Here is a 17116-nt window from a genome sequence, read left to right as displayed (position 1 = left end):
TCGGACGCGCCGACAACGGGCACAGATGACTCAATCGTCGAACAATGAGATATCGGGCACGAGAGACTCATCCGGGCGTCCCCGTGGTAACACGACCTTGCTGAGGCGCGCCCGCATCATGCTGGTCGACGACGAGTCGATCACGCTCGACACGATTCAGATCTTTCTGGAGGATGCCGGTTACCAGCATTTCGTGTTGACCTCCGATGCCCGCGAGGCGATTCCGACCCTTGAGCGCGAACGCCCCGACATCGTGCTCCTCGATCTCATGATGCCCCACGTGAGCGGTTTCGAGATTCTCGCCTACATCCGCGGAAACGAGCGCTTCGAGCATCTGCCGGTCGTGGTGCTCACTTCCTCGTCCGATGCGCCGACCCGCTTGCGCGCGCTAGAGATGGGCGCCACCGATTTCCTCGCAAAACCTGTCGACGAGAGTGAATTGGTACTGAGGGTACGCAACACCCTCAACGCAAAAGCCTATCAGGACCGTCTCGCCAACTTCGACCGCCTCACCGGTCTGCCGAACCGGCAGATGCTGGTCGACCGGCTTGAATGGGCCTTGAATCAGGCTCGGCATGCCGGTTATCACGGGGCCCTTCTGCACATCGACATCAAACGCTTCAGACGCCTCAACGAAGCGCTCGGGCCCGCGCTCGCCGACGAGCTGCTTCAGCACGTCGCGCGACGGCTGGCCACGGAGATTCAGCACGACCCGGTGGCTTCGATCCTCCTTCAGGCCGGCAGCATTTCCGAGCTGAGCCGGCTCGGCGGCGACGAATTTGCGCTTTTGCTCAGCGGCAACCTGCGGCCGGAGCAGATTGCCCGCATCGCCCGCAGCCTGCTCGAAGCCATGGCGATACCATTTCGCCTTCGTTCGCAGGATCTCTATCTGACCTTCAATATCGGCATCGCGACCTTTCCCGAACACGAACTGGACACCAACAAACTGCTTGGCAACGCGGGCGTCGCGGTGCGCTCGCTGCAGACGGATCTGAGCAACGCAAACGGTGCGTTCTGCTTCTATTCGCCCGAACTCAACGAACGGGCCATCGACCGCCTCGACCTCGAGACCGACCTGCGGCACGCCATGGAAAGGCATGAACTGCGCCTCTACTACCAGCCCAAGTACGATGTCGCGACCGAAACGGTCATCGGCGCGGAAGGTCTGCTGCGCTGGAAGCATCCACAACGCGGCTACGTTTCGCCGGCCGAGTTCATCCCGCTGGCGGAAGAAACAGGCCTGATCGTCGAGATCGGCCGGCGGGCGATCGAAGAGGCATGTGGTCAACTCGCGGAATGGATCGCGAACGGCCGCGATCCCGGCGTGATTGCAGTCAATGTCTCGGTGCAGCAGTTCCGCGAAAAGTCCTTCGTCGATCATGTGCGTGCCACGCTCTCGCGATTCGGCATCAGCGCCAGCCAGCTCAAGATCGAGGTCACCGAATCGCTTCTCATGACCGAGCAGGAACAGGCCGCGAAGTTGCTCGGCGAGTTGCGGGCGCTGGGACTGCACCTGTCGATCGACGATTTCGGAACAGGCTATTCGTCGCTTTCCTACCTGCGCACGCTACCGATCGATGAGCTCAAGATCGACCGCAGTTTTCTCGTGGACGTCGACAGCAGCACCGACAGCGCCGCAATCGTCCGCGCGATCCTCGCGCTGGCGCACAGCCTCGACATGACCGTGGTCGCCGAAGGCGTCGAAACCCTCGAGCAGCTCGCCTTCCTGCGGGCACACGGATGCGACGCCTGCCAGGGATTCCTCTTCAGCAAGGCGGTTCCAGCCGCCGAATATCAGGCCTTGCTGCCCCAACTGGTCACGGTCTGAACACCACGCACCACGCTTCGATCGAAACATGCCTGTCTACCAGGCGGCCGTGCGCCCGCCGTCGGCGAAATACATCGTCTGCTCAGGACACGCGCGCAGCATCGCACTGAAAAGGATTGCGGACCACCGGCAGGCACAGCTTCCGCCGGGGTGTCGAGCGCCCGGCATCACACAGCCCCGGCGATTTACCATAAGATAAAGCCGCTTTACGGTCGCGACTGGACGTTCCAACCTGATTAGGTAATAACCGTGGCAGATCAAGCCCAATTCGAACTGGTCACGCCGCTGGGCGATGGCATCCTGCTGTTTCATGCGCTCGACGCGACCGAAGCGCTGTCACGCGTCAGCGAGTACGAGATCGAATGCCTCAGCGACGGGACGGACATCGACCTCGACGCGATTCTCGGTCAGCCGGTCAGCCTGCGCGTGATGTTGCCGACAGGGGGGAAGCGCTTCTTCAGCGGGCATGTCACCCGCTTCGCGCATACCGGCACACGCGGCCGCTTCCAGACCTACCAGATGAGCATGCGGCCATGGCCATGGTTTCTCGGCCGCACCGCGGACTGCCGCATTTTCCAGGAGATGACGGTCCCCGAAATCGTCAAGCAGATTTTCGGCGAATTCGCATTCGCGGACTTTCGGACCGCATTGAGCGGCACCTACCGGAAGCGCGAGTATTGCGTGCAGTATCGCGAGACCGATCTCGATTTTGTCAGCCGCCTGCTCGAGGAGGAAGGAATCTATTACTTCTTCGAGCACAAATCGGGCAAATGCACCCTGGTGCTCGCGGATGCCTATGCCGCCCACACCAGCATCACCGATTACGAGGAGATCGAATTCGTCGAGAACCGCCAGGGCGGCTTCGATGAGCGCGGCTTCGTCAGCAGCTGGCGCTTCGAGCGCCAGGTGGTTCCCGGCAAGGCGATGCTGATCGACTTCGATTTCATCAAACCCTCGACGAAACTCGAGGCATCCGCCAGCGTGCCGCGCGGCCACGATCAGGGCAAGCACGAAATCTTCGACTATCCGGGCGAGTTCACCGAAGCGAACGACGGCAACCACTACGCGCAGGTGAGAATCGACGAGCAGCAGGCGCGCTTCGAGCTCGCGCAGGCTCGCACCAGCGCTCGGGGTCTGGCGGTCGGCTACCTTTTCAAGCTCGACGGCCACGCGCGCCGCGACCAGAACCGCGAATACCTGATCACCGAAGCGAAGCTGAACCTGCTCGACGAAGGCAACGAATCGGCCGACGGCAGCGGCAGCCGTTTCGAATGCGGATTCACCGCGCTCAACAGCCGCCAGGATTTCCGGCCCCTGCGTCTCACGCCGCGGCCACGGATCCGGGGGCCGCAAACGGCGATGGTGGTCGGCCCGGCCGGCGACGAGATCCACACCGACAAGTACGGCCGGGTGAAGGTGCAGTTCCACTGGGATCGCTACGGCAAGCGCGACGAGCACAGCTCCTGCTGGATCCGTGTTTCCCACCCGTGGGCCGGCAAGAACTGGGGGTTCATCGCCATCCCGCGGATCGGGCAGGAGGTCATCGTCGAATTTCTCGAGGGTGATCCGGACCAGCCAATCATCACCGGCCGCGTATACAACGCCGAACAGATGCCCCCATACGAGCTGCCGGCGAACATGACCCAGACCGGCATCAAGACGCGCTCCACCAAGGGCGGCGGCACCGGCAACTTCAACGAGATCCGCTTCGAGGACAAGAAGGGCGACGAACAACTCCTGATCCACGCCGAGAAGAACCAGGACATCAGCGTCGAGAACAACGAGACGCACACGGTCGGAAACGATCGCAACAAGCGCATCGAGCACGACGAGACCGTCTCGGTCGGCAACAACCGAAGCGAATCCGTCGGCAACAATGAAAGCATCACCATCGGCAGCAACCAGACCGTGACGATCGGTGCCGACCGGACCGAGTCGGTCGGTGCGAACGAGAACATCACGGTCGGCAGCAATCGTAGCGAAAGCGTCGGGCAGAACGAATCGGTCGCAGTCGGTGCCAACCGCACCATGTCGGTCGGCGGCAACGAAACCTACGACATCGGCAAGGACCACGCCCTCACCATTGGCGCCAACCAGCAGCTCGACGTGGGCAAGGCGCGCAACACCAGTATCGGCACTGACGACAAGCTCCAGATCGGCAAGACATTGATGATCGAGGCAGGCGATCAGATCACCATCAAGACCGGCAGTGCCAGCATCACCCTCAAGAAGGACGGCACCATCCAGCTCAAGGGCAAGGACATCACCGTGTCCGGCAGCGGCAAGATCGGAATCAAGGCCTCGGGCAACGTCGTGGTCAAGGGCTCGAAAATCGCGGAGAACTGATCGCCCACATGCTGCAGGTCATCAACTCCACGCCCTTGCCCGCCGCGCTGACGGTCTTTTCCGACCCTGACGGTGTCGAGTGCGCCTATGCGGCCGTCAAGGCGAGCTTCGATATCTCCACCGGAGTACCGCAGCTGGCCGGACAGCAGGCCAACTTTCTGGCAGGCGACGTGTATTGGGGCGACCCTGCGCAGAGCAGCCTGCGGGCGGCCGCCGACCTCACCCAGGACAAACCCGGCACCGATATCCTGCTTCTTGGCCGTGCGGTTGCCGCTTCCGGCCCGGTCCGCAGCATGGACCTGCATCTGCGCGTAGGCCCGGTACGACGCAGCCTGCGTGTCTTCGGCGACCGACACTGGCTGCGCGCCGGATCGGACTGGACGATTTCCGATCCCGTGGCGTTCGAACGCATGCCGCTGCGCTGGGAGCTGGCCTTCGGCGGCCAATCGCAGTCATCGGAAGGACAGCCAGCCGAATACGAAGCGCGCAATCCGGTCGGTCGCGGCTTCATCGGCAGCCATGAAACCGACTTCGCGAATCGCCCCTTGCCCAACATCGAAGACCCTTCCGCGCTGATTTCGAGCCCGACCGACCGACCGCTTCCGGCCGGATGGGGCCCGATCGCTCCGCACTGGGCACCGCGGGTCGGCTGGTCCGGTACCTACGACGACGCGTGGCAGCGCGGGCGGGCCCCCTTTCTGCCACGCGATTTCGACCGTCGATTCTTCAACGTCGCCCCGCCTGGACTGGTGACACCCGAATCACTGAGCGGCGGCGAACCCGTGGAACTGATCGGCTGCACCGCCGGTGCGCCGCTGCGTTTCACGCTGCCGCGCGTCGATATCGCCCTGCAGTGGGATTTCGACGGTCGCCTGATTCCCGCCCGGCCGCAGATCGATACCGTGTTGATCGAGCCGGACCAGGGACGGCTGCAGCTGGTGTGGCGGGCCCGCCTGGTGGTCGACAAGCGGCTGGCACGTCTGCGCCAGGTCGCTGTCAATGCCCGAGTCGCAAAGGAGAGTGCCGATGACGCAGGTCGGTGAAGCCGTACTTGTCGCGATGTTGTCGTCCGACGAAAAGGACGGCAAATGCGAGTTCAAGCCCGACCAGACGGACTGGAAGGCAAACCTCGACGGCGATGCGGGCCGGCTCGGCAGCAGCCTCGGCAATCAGCCCACGAGGGCAGCCAGGGAAGCCGACCTGTCGAGTTCGTGCTGGCCATCGCAGGCCCACCACCTGATTCCGCACCTGACACTGAAGAACCACAGGGTCGCCCAGTGGCTCAAGGACGGCAGCATCATCTTCGGCGATACGCGATACGACGTCGACCACCGCAACAATGGCAAATGGATGCCCTATGCGTCGAGCCTGGCCGAATGGCACACGGCGGCAAGCTCTGCCGCCCATGTCGCGAGCAACCGCTCGCTGATGTTCAAGGTAATGCAGCTTGCCCAGATCCAGATGCACCAGGGCAAGCACAGCGGTTCGAACAACTACGGCATCGGCGAATGCGCGTACAAGGAGTGCGTCAAGAAGTATCTCGACAAGATCGCCAATCACGCGGTCTCGCACTACAAGAAGGACCCGCCATGCGAGGGCTGCAAGGGCAAGAAACAGGCGGGCAAGCTGCCGCCGCGCGACAACATGGTTCGCTATGTCGACAAGGCTTCGGATCTGCTCGAGCAGGACATCAACAGCTGTCGCGTCTTCGTTTCCAGAATAGCCGCCGAATTCGCCCAGAACGGCGGATTCGGCACCTGAATCCGCCAAGGACCCTCAGCGATGAAGCATTTCCGCATGTACCGCCGCATCGACCCCAACGGGGCCGGTCTGTATGCAACCAGCCACTTCATGACCGAGTTCAAGAGCGGCCACCGTTTCGATCCCGATTTCGTCCCGCCGCTGCAGCTCAAGCTCGATCCGGAATTGCCGAACGGCAAGCTGCCGACCTTCTTCGAATCACCGGCCTGGATCGGCACCCGTGACTTCCACGCCACCCTGCTTGCGGCAGGTATCTCCAACATCGAGGCCAGCCCCGTTGAGATCAGCGACGAGACGAACGACGTGCTCATCGACGATTACCTGCTGCTCAACATCGTCGGCCGTGTGAACTGCGTGGACATGGGGCGATCGGAGACCCGTTCGCTCGGCGACGGCATGACCATCGTCGACCGTCTCGCCCTCGACCCGGCCCGGATACCGGATCTGGATCTCTTCGTCGCGGACGAGGACACCGACTGCATGATCGTCAGCGAACGACTGCAACGGCTCATTGCCGGCGCCGGCTACGACGACATCGGATTCGAGGCGCTCGACTGAACGGGGCCGCACGGCGCATGGCAATGATGATTCTCGGTGCGGGCTGCATCACCCCTATCGGTCTCGGCCTCGCCGAAACCGCTGCAGCGGCGCGTGCCCGGGTGGCACGCTTGCGGGAAATATCGCTGAACGACAGGCGGGGCGAGCCGGTTGTCGCAGGCAGCGTACCGGATGACGCGCTGCCGCCGCTCGCCGATCCGCTGCAAGACCTCCCACTGCAATCCCGCGAGGCCCGCATGCTCCGGCTGGCGCACGTCGCGCTTGCAGAGGCGCTCGAGACCTTGCCCGCCGATACCGCCCCGCTGCCCCTGTTGCTGGGGCTGCCGGAACACCACGCCCTGCGGGCAATCGAACCAGCGGCTTTCCTGCGGCATCTCCTCCTGCAAAGCGGCGCGGCCATCGACCTCTCGCGCAGCGTGGCAGTGGCACGCGGTCGCGCCGCGGGACTGATGGCACTGCGCCAGGCGGCCATGTTCATCGAGGCCGGCCAGACCGACCATGTGCTCGTCGGCGGTGTGGACAGCCTGCTCGATCCCTACGTGCTCGACACCTTTGACCTCCGGGGCCGGCTGCGCAGCGAATCGAACGGCGAGGGCTTCCGACCCGGGGAAGGTGCCGCCTTCCTGCTGCTGGGCAAGGCTGACGGCAAGCGTGACGGTGCGGCTCTGGCCCGCATTGAAGGGGCCGGCATGGCGGTCGAAGCCGGCCACCTGTATGCCGAGGCCCCGTACCTGGGCGAGGGACTCGCGGCTGCCGTGACCGGCCTTTTCGGCGAACAGCCCCCGCCGTCGCCGATCGCCTGCACCTACTCCTCCTTCAATGGCGAACGCTACTGGGCCCGCGAGTTCGGTGTCGCCCGCATCCGCAACGCGGCACATTTTTCCGACGCCATGCAACTCGAGCACCCGGCCGAATGCTGCGGCGATCTCGGTGCCGCGCATGGCCCCCTGCTTGCGGCCCTCGCCGCGCACGGACTGGCTGGCGGCTATCGGCCGGGGCCATGCCTGGTTTATGCTTCGTCCGACCACGGTGACCGCGCCGCGGCACTGCTCACTCGCGCCGGCTGACCATCCCCGGAGATCGCCATGCCCTGTACCGTCCATAACATCAAGGGATTCGCCCACAAGAACAGCGGTGGCCTGAGTATCGTGTTCCCGGATGTCTGCAAGACCCCTTCGCCGGGCGGACCGATCCCGATCCCCTATCCCAATATCGGCAAATCGGCCGACACGTCGGCTGGCACCACCACCGTGAAGGCAGACGGCAGCATGGTCATGGTCAAGGGCGCGAAGTACATGATGAGCACGGGCGACGAGGCCGGAAGTGCCGGCGGCGTCCTTTCCAGCACTTTCAAACAGGAATGCGAGTTCCTGATGTATTCGTTCGACGTGATGCTCGACGGCAAGAACGTATGCCGAATGGGCGATCCCTTGTGGCACAACAAGAAGAACATCTGCGGATGAACCCGCGGCGCAGCGGGATTCATGACTCCTGAGCAGCGCGTTCGCCCGACAAATCCGTGAGGCATCCCATGTCAAATACTCGCGTCATCGACTTCCAGCGCCCCGCCCCGGCAAACCCCGGCCCTCAGCGCGCCACCCTGGTAGCGATCGCGGATGGACGGCTTCGGGTCCGCGACCATGCCGACCGTGAATTCGACTGCGACTGGCTTGACAGCGGTCACGTCACGCAACTCGTGCCGGGCGATACCGTGCTTGCCCTGCCCCCCGACGCCAGCGGTCGCGGCATTGTCCTCGGGCGTGTCGGGCCCTTCCGCGAACCGCAGGCGCCGCCACGACTCACGCTCGAAGCGACCGAGATCCTGACGCTCAAGTGCGGCGACGTTTCCATCGACCTTCGTGCCGCTGACGGCAAGCTGATGCTGCGTGGGGAGGACGTTCTGCTGCGTGCCCGCGGAACCCAGCGCATCCGTGCCGGCAACGTCGCGATCAACTGAATCCATGGCCGTCGTTTCGCCTCCACGGTGCCGGGTGCGCTTCATCGCAGACCTTGCCATCACGCATGGCGAGGAACTCGCCTATCTCTGGGGCAGACGCCGCGGCGCAATTTTCTCGGAGACCCTGACGCTAAGGGATCTCCAGGACCTGCAGGGACGCATCGAGGCCCACCTGCAAGGCATGCTCGCAGCGGATGAAGGCCTGCTTGCCCTGTTCGACGACTGGCTCTGCGCAGACGACCGGGACGAGGTCTTCGCTGCCGCCTGGGCGTTTCTGCGCAGCGGCCAGCGAGCCGCGATCGCGCGTGTTCTGGACGCTTTTCGGAAAGCCGAAGGGCCACGCCTGCACGGCCTGGGCGATGCACTCGGTGCGGCATCCCAGGCGCACACCGAAGCCGCTCTGCGCGACGCCCTGACGGGTGCGGAGCCAGCCCGCGCGGTTGCAGCTGCCGCGGCGCTCGTCACCCGGCAGCGCCTGGCCCCGGATGATGCGGCCCTGCACCGCTTGCTGGAAGTAGCGGACGCCGGGGTCGCGGCCGTTGCCTGGCAGTGCGTCGCTCTGACCGACCCGGCGTCGGCAACGAGACCGCTGCCCTACCGGACGGCGCTCGAGGCCGGCGATGACGCCCTGCGTGCCGCGGCGATCGGCGCTGCGATCTGGCGCGGTGAGCAATGGCTACCATCGTTTGCGTCCCGCCTCGCCGCCACCGGCGACACGCTCGGCCTCGGGCTGTGCGCGGCTCTCGAAGACGCTTTTTCGTCCGCCGCCTGGGGCGACCGGATCGCTGCGCTGCCCGGCCCGAGCCGATGCGCGATGCTGGCCCGCACCGGCCACCCCGAGGCGATCGAAACGATCATCGGGATGATGGCCGATTCCAACCCCCTGACCGCTGCTGCGGCGGGCACCGCCTACACCAGGCTGACCGGACTCGATGTTGCCGCGCAGCGCCACACCTTGCCGATCGACGCGAACGCCGACGAGTTCGAGCGCGAGTTCGTCGATGATGTATGGCTGCCCGATCAGGCGCGCGCGCGGCAGCAATGGACAAGAAACGAGGCACGCTGGCGCAGCGGCCGGCGCTGGTGTCGTGGTCACGAGATCTCGTCAGCCCTGTCCACCGCCGCCCAGGCAACGATCGATCTGGCGGCACGCTGGGATTTCGGCATGCGTGCCGCACTCGCGGGCGAGCGGCTCATGGCCCCGCCCCCGGTCATCTGAACCAACGGAGCAAGCACGGTGTTACGCATCACGCTCACACAGGACAACGGTTTTCCTCCCGCCACGCCGCTCAGCCACGATTTCGACGAGCGTGGCGGCACGATCGGTCGCGACGCCAGCAATGCCCTCGCCCTGCCCGACCCGAATCGCCACATCTCGCGGATGCAGGCGCAGATCGGGCACGACGGCGAGTCCTACATCCTGACCGATCACGGCGGCAACCCCACCTCACTGAATGGCCGGCCGCTCGGCAAGGGCGTGAGGGCAAGCCTGCACGACGGTGACGAAATCGGGATTGCCGACTGCGTATTGCGGGTCGAGATCGTCACCGGGGCCAGCCCCGCGGGCAGCGCGGCGCCGAGCCCTGCGAGCGACCCGCTCGGGCTGTTCGCTCCGCCCCCAGCCCAGGCAGCGATCACACCGCCACCTACCACGGCGAAATCATCGTCCCCCCAGTCAACGCCGTACGATGAAGACCCGTTCGCGGTGTTCGTTCCACCCGCGAAACCCGCGACGCCGGATACGCCTGAAACGCCCGCAGCCCACGGCATCGACCCCTTCGCGCCCACGGCCAGACCACCCGCCGACCCCGACAGCAACCGCGCCGGCGCCGATCCCCTGGGTATCGGCGGAATCACCGGCGCCGAGCGGCCGAGTTCGCTGGACGCGCTTTTCGGACTGGATGCGGCCGGCTCCGGCCACGACCCGTTCGCCGGCTCCCCGCTGGGCGATCCGGCCCACGCACCGATCCCGTCGGACAGAGAAAGCGACCCCTTTGCCCTGTTCGGCAGCGACGCGCCCCCCGACGTCGTGCCGAGCGCCGGCAACGATTCGCCCCTCCTGCACGACGCCTTTGCGCCGCCGAAACCGATTGAAGCGGCACCACCCGAAGCGGCAAGCAGCGGAGAGTCCCGGGCACCCGGAACACCCGCGACCTCACCGAATCCCCTGCCATCGACGCCACCAGGGGGCGTCGTATCCTGGGCAACCCCGGCGCCAGGGCCGGATTCAGCCCGGGAACCTGACCCGGCCACCGCGGCGGAAGCGGTGACCCGCATTGCCCCCCGGCCCACTTCACTCCGCCAGACACCGGACGAAAGCGCGCCGCCCCGGCAACCGGTAGCAGCAGACGCCACCGCGGAAAAGACCGAACCGCCACCAACCGCACCGCCTTCGTCCGCCGATGCCGACGCGCTGCTCGCCGCCTTCGCGCGCGGCATCGGGCTGCCCGGGCTTTCGCCAGCAGGCGGAATGACGCCGGAGTTCATGGAGCATATCGGCGGCATGTTGCGAGAAGCGGTCCAGGGCACGGTGGAATTGCTGATCGCACGTGCCGCGACCAAGCGCGAGGTCCGCGCCGACGTCACGATGATCGTCAGCAAGAACAACAATCCCTTGAAGTTCTCGCCCGATGTGGACTTCGCCCTGATGCAGTTGCTGGTCCCGCCGGGTAGCGGTTTCATGCCGCCGACCGAGGCGATGCGCGACGCCTACGACGATCTGCGTGCCCACCAGATCGGCTTTGTCGCGGGCCTGCGTGCCGCACTGGCGAGCGTGCTGAACAGGTTCACGCCGGCCGAACTCGAAACACGGCTGACAACCAGAACGCTGCTCGACAGTGTGCTCCCGGCAAATCGCAAGGCCAAGCTATGGGACCTCTATGAGCAGCGCTACAGCGAGATCTCCCGCGAGGCAGAGGACGATTTCCATTCGCTCTTCGGGCGCGAGTTTCTCAAGGCCTACGAAGCGCAGATCGCTCAACTGCAGCGTGGCCGCGAATGAACACGCCCACTGCCGGCACCGCCCGGAAACCCGGCTCGGAGGAAGCGATGCTCGATCTCCAGACTGCCTACATTTCGCGTATCGGCCAGCGCAAACGCAATGAGGACGCCTGCGGCTACTGGACCTCGGACAAGGGGTGCTGCTGGGTCCTTTCGGATGGCGCCGGCGGTCACGGCAGTGGGGATCGCGCCGCCCAGATGGTGGTGAGCACGGTGCTTGAACAGTTCGCACGCGACCCGAACAACGGCGAGGCGGCGGCGATCGCGCTTCTCGAGGCAGCTCAGGCGGCGGTGATGAGCGAGAAGCGTGCCCATCCCGACGGCGACAACATGCATGCCACCGCGGCGCTGCTGCTGATCGACCCGGTTCGTCACGAAGCGGTATGGGCCCACGTGGGCGACACCCGCATCTATCTCTTCAGGAACAGCAACCTGATCCACCAGACGCGCGACCATAGCCTGGTACAAAGCATGATCGACGCAGGCTATGGCGACGTCGCCAGCATCCGTACGCATCCGCAGCGCAGCCTGCTCACCTCGGCGATCGGCAACGCGGACGAGCTTTCGCTCAGCGTATCCGGCGAGCCGGTACGAATAGGGGCCGGTGACAGCTTCCTGATCTGCAGCGACGGCTGGTGGGAATACGTAGACGAAGCCGAGATGACGCGTTGCCTGGAGGCGAGCGTGTCGAGTGCCGACTGGCTCGAGCGCATGGCCTCCATCGTCGACGCGCAGGACGGCCAGCAGAACGACAATTACACTGCAATTGCGGTGAAGATTGAGCAGGCCACCGAAGGCAAGACCATAGTTTTGGGGTAGATCCGCCTCACCTAGACCCGGAGACGCAGATGAAGCAGAACATTGCAGTACTTCCAGTATGCGTGGCGCTCGCGCTGAGCGCCTGCACGACGATGGACAACAAGACCCAGAGTGCCGGCATCGGTGCCGCAATCGGCTGCGGGGTCGGCGCGGTGCTGGCGACACTGACCGAAAATGACGCGGGCGGCGGCTGCGCAGCCGGGGCACTGGTCGGCGGCATCGTCGGTTATGTCAAGGCACGCAACGCGGAGGTCGATGAGGCCCGACAGGCAAGTGAGGCGGCGGCCAAGGTCAAGGGTGCCAAAGTGGCCCCGGTGCAGACCCAGCAGGTCAAGGTAGTCGATACCAAGGCCAACAAGACGGAAACCGTCTCGGCGTTCAAATCGGTTTCGGTGGACATCCCGGTGAGCCAGGTCGATACGCCGGAAGGCCGTGAAGCGATACGAAAGCTCGAGGAATATGCGCGCAGGACGGCCAGCGAACGGGGAGAAACGATCGATCTGACAGTCGCCGCCGCACCAGGAAAGGGCGGTGCCGCCGCCTCGAAGGTGACCTTGCAGGAAACCATCGAAAAATCGGGTGCGGGCCAGGTACGTCACACCCGGGTGGCCGACCCTTCCATACCGGGTAACGTCCAGCGCATCACCATCGAAGCGAAGAACCGGAGCCGGGTCGAGGTCTGACCCGCGCGCAAACGCGCCAGCATTGCCTCCCAACCAGCCAGCCAGCCACCAGGACACGACACGATGAAAATCTCCGGACTCCTCGCACTTTCCGTCATGGCGGCGTTGCCCGTGGCAGCCTCGGCCGCGACATGCTCGAACAAGAACTACGGCGTCGAACTGTTCGTCTATGGCAGTTCGGGCCTCATCGACCAGGGCACACGTTGCGAGGACACCGCTCAGAGCTTCTTCGATCTCATGAACAATGCCGGCCTCAAATCGATCGTCCCGGCCTATAACCAGAATCTTGTGTCTTCCGCGCAGATCAGCTTCAACAGCCTGCCGATTCTGGTGGACTTCGAAACGTCGGGCCCCGATCTGCGTTTCCGTATCGCCGCGCTGGGAATCGACATGACCTTTTCCGGTACCGATCGCGACGCCTCCGGCGACATGCTCGAGGACTATGTCAAGAAGAGCGGCATCCTCTCGAAGATCCTCGAGTACCAGGCGACGCATACGCCCAACAGTCCGATCACCGGCCCCGACGGAATGATTCCGGTTGCGGCCGCCACCGACTTCGACACGGCGATGTCCGACAGCCTGAACGAGTATCTGGGGGCGGGTAGCGAAAGCCCTTCTTCAACGCTCGGAGCGGCTTACGGCAAGGTGGATATGGACGGGAAGAAGGGTGACATCACCCGGATCCCGTTCTCGCACGTCTGGCGCTCTAAGGAAAAACCCGGACAACTGTTTACCCTCTCGGGCTCACTCGCCCAGGTGACGGTAGCCGGCGCCGCGTCCTATCACGGCGGTCTGGGCATCGCCTTCCGCTCACCGATGACGACGCGATGGGCGCTCACGCCGAGTCTGCGCTACTCGGTCACCGGCTCGGCCGATCTGGCGTCGGTGGCCGGCATGTACGCGGCGGCGCTGGCAAGCACCTACCATGTCCCGCTCGGCCGCTTCGACATGGTGATCGGCAACATGGCCGGCTATTACAAGACGACCAAGTTCTCCGTCGGCGATTATTCCTTCAACCCCGACATCAAGACCTGGGCGCTGCGCAACGGCGTGATGCTCTCGCAACCGGTGAGTATTTCCGGTGTGCCGCTGTCGGTCGAGTATTCACTGGTCGACACCCGTTACACCGGCGGCACCGAATTCTTCGTGGACAATACCCAGGAAATCGGCGTTTCACTCGGTACCAACCGCGGCGGAAACATCGACAAGGCCTTCGGGCGATTCGGCTTGCGCTATCTGCGCGGCAAGGACTCGAGCAGCATATCGCTGAGCGGCAGTTATTGGTTCTAAGCCCGGACCCCGGATGGCACCGTGCGCGGTTCGTTCCGGGCACGGTGCCCGTCCCGCTGCATACCGACCGCGGTGCAAACCCATCGCTGCGCCGCCTTTCGCCCCGCGAAAGATGATTGCCCGGACAGCGCCCGGAAGGCGGCGTCCTACTTGACCGGCTGCCCCTGCAGCAGGCGATCGAGATCCTTGTTGAGTTGCCGCACGTAGTCGCGTTCCGCCTTGAGCGTGTCGCTGTCCTGTTGCACGGGCTTGGGGGCAACCGGCTGATCGGGTACCTGAGCGGCCTTCGGGGCGCTGCGCGGCTTGTCGCCCGGCTGCCCTGCGGGTTTCGCTGCGGGCTTCGAAGCGCGTTCGCTCGGTGGCGTTGGCGCGGGCGGAGGTGGAGGCGGCAGTTCGCGAATTTTCGCCAGCTTCGCACCGTAACGCCCGGAGCATGCCTCCCCCGCCACACAGTGGGGCGTTCCGATCAGGGTCCCGATATCGGCGCCACGACCGAACGCGGCCTCCAGCGCAGCCCGGCTGGCGGTCAACAGATCGCCATCTCGCTGAAGCGTCGCATGATCGAAATCGCGTCTCTGCTCGGAAACCACCGCGAGTACCCGCCACTCGCCCTCGGGCGCTTCAGCGGGAAAAACCCACGGCATTCTCAAATGCGGTCGCGGCACCTGGAAAATGTTGCCGACGCCAAGCGTACTGTCCGAATCGGCTTCGTTCGGAAACAAGCGGTAAACCATGTCGTCGCCACCATCCCACAGAAAAATGTAGAGATGTCCGGCAATCTTGCTGTCGAGCGTGAGCTTGAGCTGATCCTGCCCAACGATGACGGTCTCCGGAACCTCGAGACGCGGCGTCATCGCCGCGTCTGCGTGATCCAGCACCATCTGGTATGCCGCCTCGAGCGTTGCCGAGGCCGGCCGCGGCAGGGACGGCACGACCGTTACCGGCGGCGCAGGCGGGGCCGGTGATTCGGCCGACCCGGGAACAGACGGACCGGGTAGCGGATTGGCAGGTGCCGTCGTGCCCGGCGCCTCGGGTCGCATCAACCAATACGCCGCGCCAAGGGCGAGGACGAACGCGGCGGCACCGGACACCAGCAAGGCACCGCGTCCCTTCCCGGCAAGCGGAACCGGCGCCGACTGCTGCATGCTGCCCGACACGGCCGGTTCGAGAGGCGGGGCGAACAGCGGCGAATCCACGCCCCAGCCCAGAGCCTCCCTCATCTCGGCGATGTTCTGGGGGCGATCTTCCGCCCTCACCCTCAGGCACCGGTCGATTCCGGCCAGGAAGCGGGCACTGTAGCCCGCGCCGGCCATCCGCGTCGCCAGCGGCTGGTAGCTGTCCTGCATCAGCCGGCCCACCGAGGCCGGCGGGGTCTCACCGGTCAGCATGAAGTAGACCACCGCCGCCAGTGCATAGACGTCGGTCCACGGGCCCTGCTGCATCCCCGGCATCTCGGCGTACTGCTCGACCGGCGCGTAGCCCGGTTTGAGGATCACCGTCAGCGCCTGGGTCATGTCGCCGATGACGCGCCGCGCAGCGCCGAAGTCAAGCAGCACCGGCCGGTCATCGCGCAACAACATGATGTTGTCGGGGGCGATGTCGCGGTGGAAACACTGTTCGCGGTGAATCAGCTCGAGCGCATCCATCACCGGGGCAAGAATCTTGCGGATCCAGCTCTCGTCCGGCACGCTGCCGCGCGCCTTGAGCGTGTCCCGCAAGGTGCTGCCGTCGTAATAGGGCATCGCCATGTAGGCGGTGCCGTTGGCCTCCCAGAAGCGGTATACCTTGACCAGCGCCGGGTGATCGAACTGGGCCAGCAGTCGCGCTTCATTCACGAAACTGCGCCGCCCGATCTCGAAGGTCTCGCGATAACGTTCGGAGCGCACCGAGACGGTCGCGGTGGCGGTTCTCGAGGCGAGAGATGCAGGCATGTACTCCTTGAGCGCGACGTTGCGCCCGAGGGAATGGTCGAGCGCCAGATAGACGATGCCGAAACCGCCCTCGCCCACCAGGCCGATGATCTCGAACTCACCCAGCCGGGCACCGATCGCCAGTGCGTTATGGGGCGTCTCTGCGGCAGCGGGCGCTGCGGCAGCCGCGCCGCCGAGCACCACCGTCTTGTCTTGGTCGTTCAGGTCGGACACCGGTCGAAAATTCCTGTGAGTCGATCAAGCCTGGCCGGGAACATACTGGAGCATCCTTGAAAACACCGCGGCGCTGGGCATGCCATGGCAGGCGAAGCCGCCGGCCACGCCGTCACTGTCCCGGCACCACCATAGCGTATAGGGTGCCAGCAAACCATCGATTAGCTCGGTCGCCACTGCACCGGCGAGTTCGTTGAGATTGCGTGCGCCTGCGCGCTCGAGACGCACCAGAGGCTCTCTTCGCAGCAGCGCCTGCGCCAGCCCCCCGCCGGTTTCGTGTGCTGTCGCCACCAGCGGCGCGATGCCGGTCAGTTCGGCCTCGAACTGATCGAGGCCGCGCTGTGGATCCAGGCCGACCCGTGCGGCGCCCTCGAGCGCATCCATCCATTGTTCCATCAGGCGCTGCGCCGCCTCATCAAAGGACAGCACTGGGAGCGGCGCGCACAGCGTGAGCGGGAAATAGCGCCCGACGCTATCCACCGAGGGCAACAGGACGCCCGCCCAGCCCTGAGCTTCCAGCGTTTGCGGGCCAAGCACGAAACGCCATAGTGGTGCCGTCAGGAAGACCTCGAGCCAGTCCTGGCCAAGCTCCTCCTGGCTATGCGACATGCCCCGCTGCAGCCAGGTATCCCAGCTCGACACGAACGCATGCGGCAGACGGCGGCTCGCGAAATCGCCGAGTACCGGCAGCTTGCCGTACCACCCCGGAGCAGGCGCCGACACCGCCACG

The 17116-nt window shown here is 65.0% G+C and carries 15 protein-coding genes; 13 read left to right on the top strand and 2 right to left on the bottom strand.

The window, feature by feature from the left end:
• Positions 1-118: 118 nt before the first annotated feature.
• The 13 genes from GQB03_RS10270 (at position 119) to GQB03_RS10210 (ending at position 14242) form a co-directional block, all read left to right on the top strand.
• On the top strand, positions 119-1828 hold the full coding sequence (locus tag GQB03_RS10270; protein WP_235027017.1) for a putative bifunctional diguanylate cyclase/phosphodiesterase: 1710 nt from the start codon (positions 119-121) through the stop codon (positions 1826-1828).
• Between the two features lie 249 nt (positions 1829-2077).
• Complete coding sequence (locus tag GQB03_RS10265; RefSeq protein ID WP_159688403.1) at positions 2078-4174, top strand: type VI secretion system Vgr family protein; 2097 nt, start codon at positions 2078-2080, stop codon at positions 4172-4174.
• Positions 4175-4182: 8 nt separating this feature from the next.
• Positions 4183-5217, top strand: coding sequence for a DUF2169 family type VI secretion system accessory protein (locus GQB03_RS10260; RefSeq protein WP_159688400.1), 1035 nt, complete (start codon positions 4183-4185; stop codon positions 5215-5217).
• Positions 5201-5935: an AHH domain-containing protein gene (locus GQB03_RS10255; protein ID WP_159688397.1), complete on the top strand. Its 735-nt coding sequence runs from the start codon at positions 5201-5203 to the stop codon at positions 5933-5935. Before GQB03_RS10260 ends, GQB03_RS10255 begins: the two co-directional genes overlap by 17 nt.
• Positions 5936-5956: 21 nt before the next feature.
• Positions 5957-6493, top strand: a complete 537-nt coding sequence (locus GQB03_RS10250) for a hypothetical protein (protein WP_159688394.1) — start codon at positions 5957-5959, stop codon at positions 6491-6493.
• Positions 6494-6510: 17 nt separating this feature from the next.
• Positions 6511-7560, top strand: a complete 1050-nt coding sequence (locus GQB03_RS10245) for a beta-ketoacyl synthase N-terminal-like domain-containing protein (RefSeq protein ID WP_159688391.1) — start codon at positions 6511-6513, stop codon at positions 7558-7560.
• Positions 7561-7578: 18 nt separating this feature from the next.
• Positions 7579-7956: a DUF4150 domain-containing protein gene (locus GQB03_RS10240; protein WP_159688389.1), complete on the top strand. Its 378-nt coding sequence runs from the start codon at positions 7579-7581 to the stop codon at positions 7954-7956.
• A 68-nt stretch (positions 7957-8024) separates the two neighbouring features.
• Entirely contained in the window at positions 8025-8450 is a 426-nt protein-coding gene (locus tag GQB03_RS10235) for a hypothetical protein (RefSeq protein ID WP_159688386.1), read from the top strand.
• A 4-nt stretch (positions 8451-8454) separates the two neighbouring features.
• Positions 8455-9669: a hypothetical protein gene (locus GQB03_RS10230; protein WP_159688384.1), complete on the top strand. Its 1215-nt coding sequence runs from the start codon at positions 8455-8457 to the stop codon at positions 9667-9669.
• Between the two features lie 18 nt (positions 9670-9687).
• Positions 9688-11451 (top strand): type VI secretion system-associated FHA domain protein TagH, encoded by a 1764-nt coding sequence (gene tagH / locus GQB03_RS10225; RefSeq protein WP_159688381.1) that lies wholly within the window; start codon positions 9688-9690, stop codon positions 11449-11451.
• Entirely contained in the window at positions 11448-12269 is an 822-nt protein-coding gene (locus GQB03_RS10220) for a PP2C family protein-serine/threonine phosphatase (RefSeq protein ID WP_235027016.1), read from the top strand. The genes tagH and GQB03_RS10220 overlap by 4 nt, the downstream gene beginning before the upstream one ends.
• Positions 12270-12298: 29 nt before the next feature.
• Complete coding sequence (locus tag GQB03_RS10215) at positions 12299-12952, top strand: glycine zipper domain-containing protein (RefSeq protein WP_159688379.1); 654 nt, start codon at positions 12299-12301, stop codon at positions 12950-12952.
• Between the two features lie 63 nt (positions 12953-13015).
• Positions 13016-14242 (top strand): hypothetical protein, encoded by a 1227-nt coding sequence (locus GQB03_RS10210; protein WP_159688376.1) that lies wholly within the window; start codon positions 13016-13018, stop codon positions 14240-14242.
• A 146-nt stretch (positions 14243-14388) separates the two neighbouring features.
• On the opposite strand, the gene GQB03_RS10205 is transcribed toward GQB03_RS10210, so the two are convergent.
• Both GQB03_RS10205 and tagF read right to left on the bottom strand, forming a co-directional pair.
• A complete protein-coding gene (locus GQB03_RS10205; protein ID WP_159688373.1) occupies positions 14389-16386 on the bottom strand; it encodes a serine/threonine protein kinase in 1998 nt (665 codons plus the stop codon).
• Between the two features lie 24 nt (positions 16387-16410).
• Positions 16411-17109, bottom strand: a complete 699-nt coding sequence (gene tagF, locus GQB03_RS10200; protein ID WP_200832173.1) for a type VI secretion system-associated protein TagF — start codon at positions 17107-17109, stop codon at positions 16411-16413.
• Between the last annotated feature and the right edge of the window lie 7 nt (positions 17110-17116).

Source organism: Cognatazoarcus halotolerans (genome assembly GCF_009800965.1).
In the GTDB taxonomy this organism is placed as follows: domain Bacteria; phylum Pseudomonadota; class Gammaproteobacteria; order Burkholderiales; family Rhodocyclaceae; genus Cognatazoarcus; species Cognatazoarcus halotolerans.
The sequence above is the reverse complement of the archived record's forward strand: the minus strand, read 5'-3'. Positions and strand labels throughout refer to the sequence as shown.

What these genes read in the sequence shown, in the direction of transcription:
- GQB03_RS10270 (WP_235027017.1), top strand. Translation starts at nt 119, where the DNA reads ATGCTGGTCGACGACGAGTCGATCACGCTCGACACGATTCAGATCTTT.
- GQB03_RS10260 (WP_159688400.1), top strand. Translation starts at nt 4,183, where the DNA reads ATGCTGCAGGTCATCAACTCCACGCCCTTGCCCGCCGCGCTGACGGTC.
- GQB03_RS10255 (WP_159688397.1), top strand. Translation starts at nt 5,201, where the DNA reads ATGACGCAGGTCGGTGAAGCCGTACTTGTCGCGATGTTGTCGTCCGAC.
- GQB03_RS10250 (WP_159688394.1), top strand. Translation starts at nt 5,957, where the DNA reads ATGAAGCATTTCCGCATGTACCGCCGCATCGACCCCAACGGGGCCGGT.
- GQB03_RS10245 (WP_159688391.1), top strand. Translation starts at nt 6,511, where the DNA reads ATGGCAATGATGATTCTCGGTGCGGGCTGCATCACCCCTATCGGTCTC.
- GQB03_RS10240 (WP_159688389.1), top strand. Translation starts at nt 7,579, where the DNA reads ATGCCCTGTACCGTCCATAACATCAAGGGATTCGCCCACAAGAACAGC.
- GQB03_RS10235 (WP_159688386.1), top strand. Translation starts at nt 8,025, where the DNA reads ATGTCAAATACTCGCGTCATCGACTTCCAGCGCCCCGCCCCGGCAAAC.
- GQB03_RS10230 (WP_159688384.1), top strand. Translation starts at nt 8,455, where the DNA reads ATGGCCGTCGTTTCGCCTCCACGGTGCCGGGTGCGCTTCATCGCAGAC.
- GQB03_RS10220 (WP_235027016.1), top strand. Translation starts at nt 11,448, where the DNA reads ATGAACACGCCCACTGCCGGCACCGCCCGGAAACCCGGCTCGGAGGAA.
- GQB03_RS10215 (WP_159688379.1), top strand. Translation starts at nt 12,299, where the DNA reads ATGAAGCAGAACATTGCAGTACTTCCAGTATGCGTGGCGCTCGCGCTG.
- GQB03_RS10210 (WP_159688376.1), top strand. Translation starts at nt 13,016, where the DNA reads ATGAAAATCTCCGGACTCCTCGCACTTTCCGTCATGGCGGCGTTGCCC.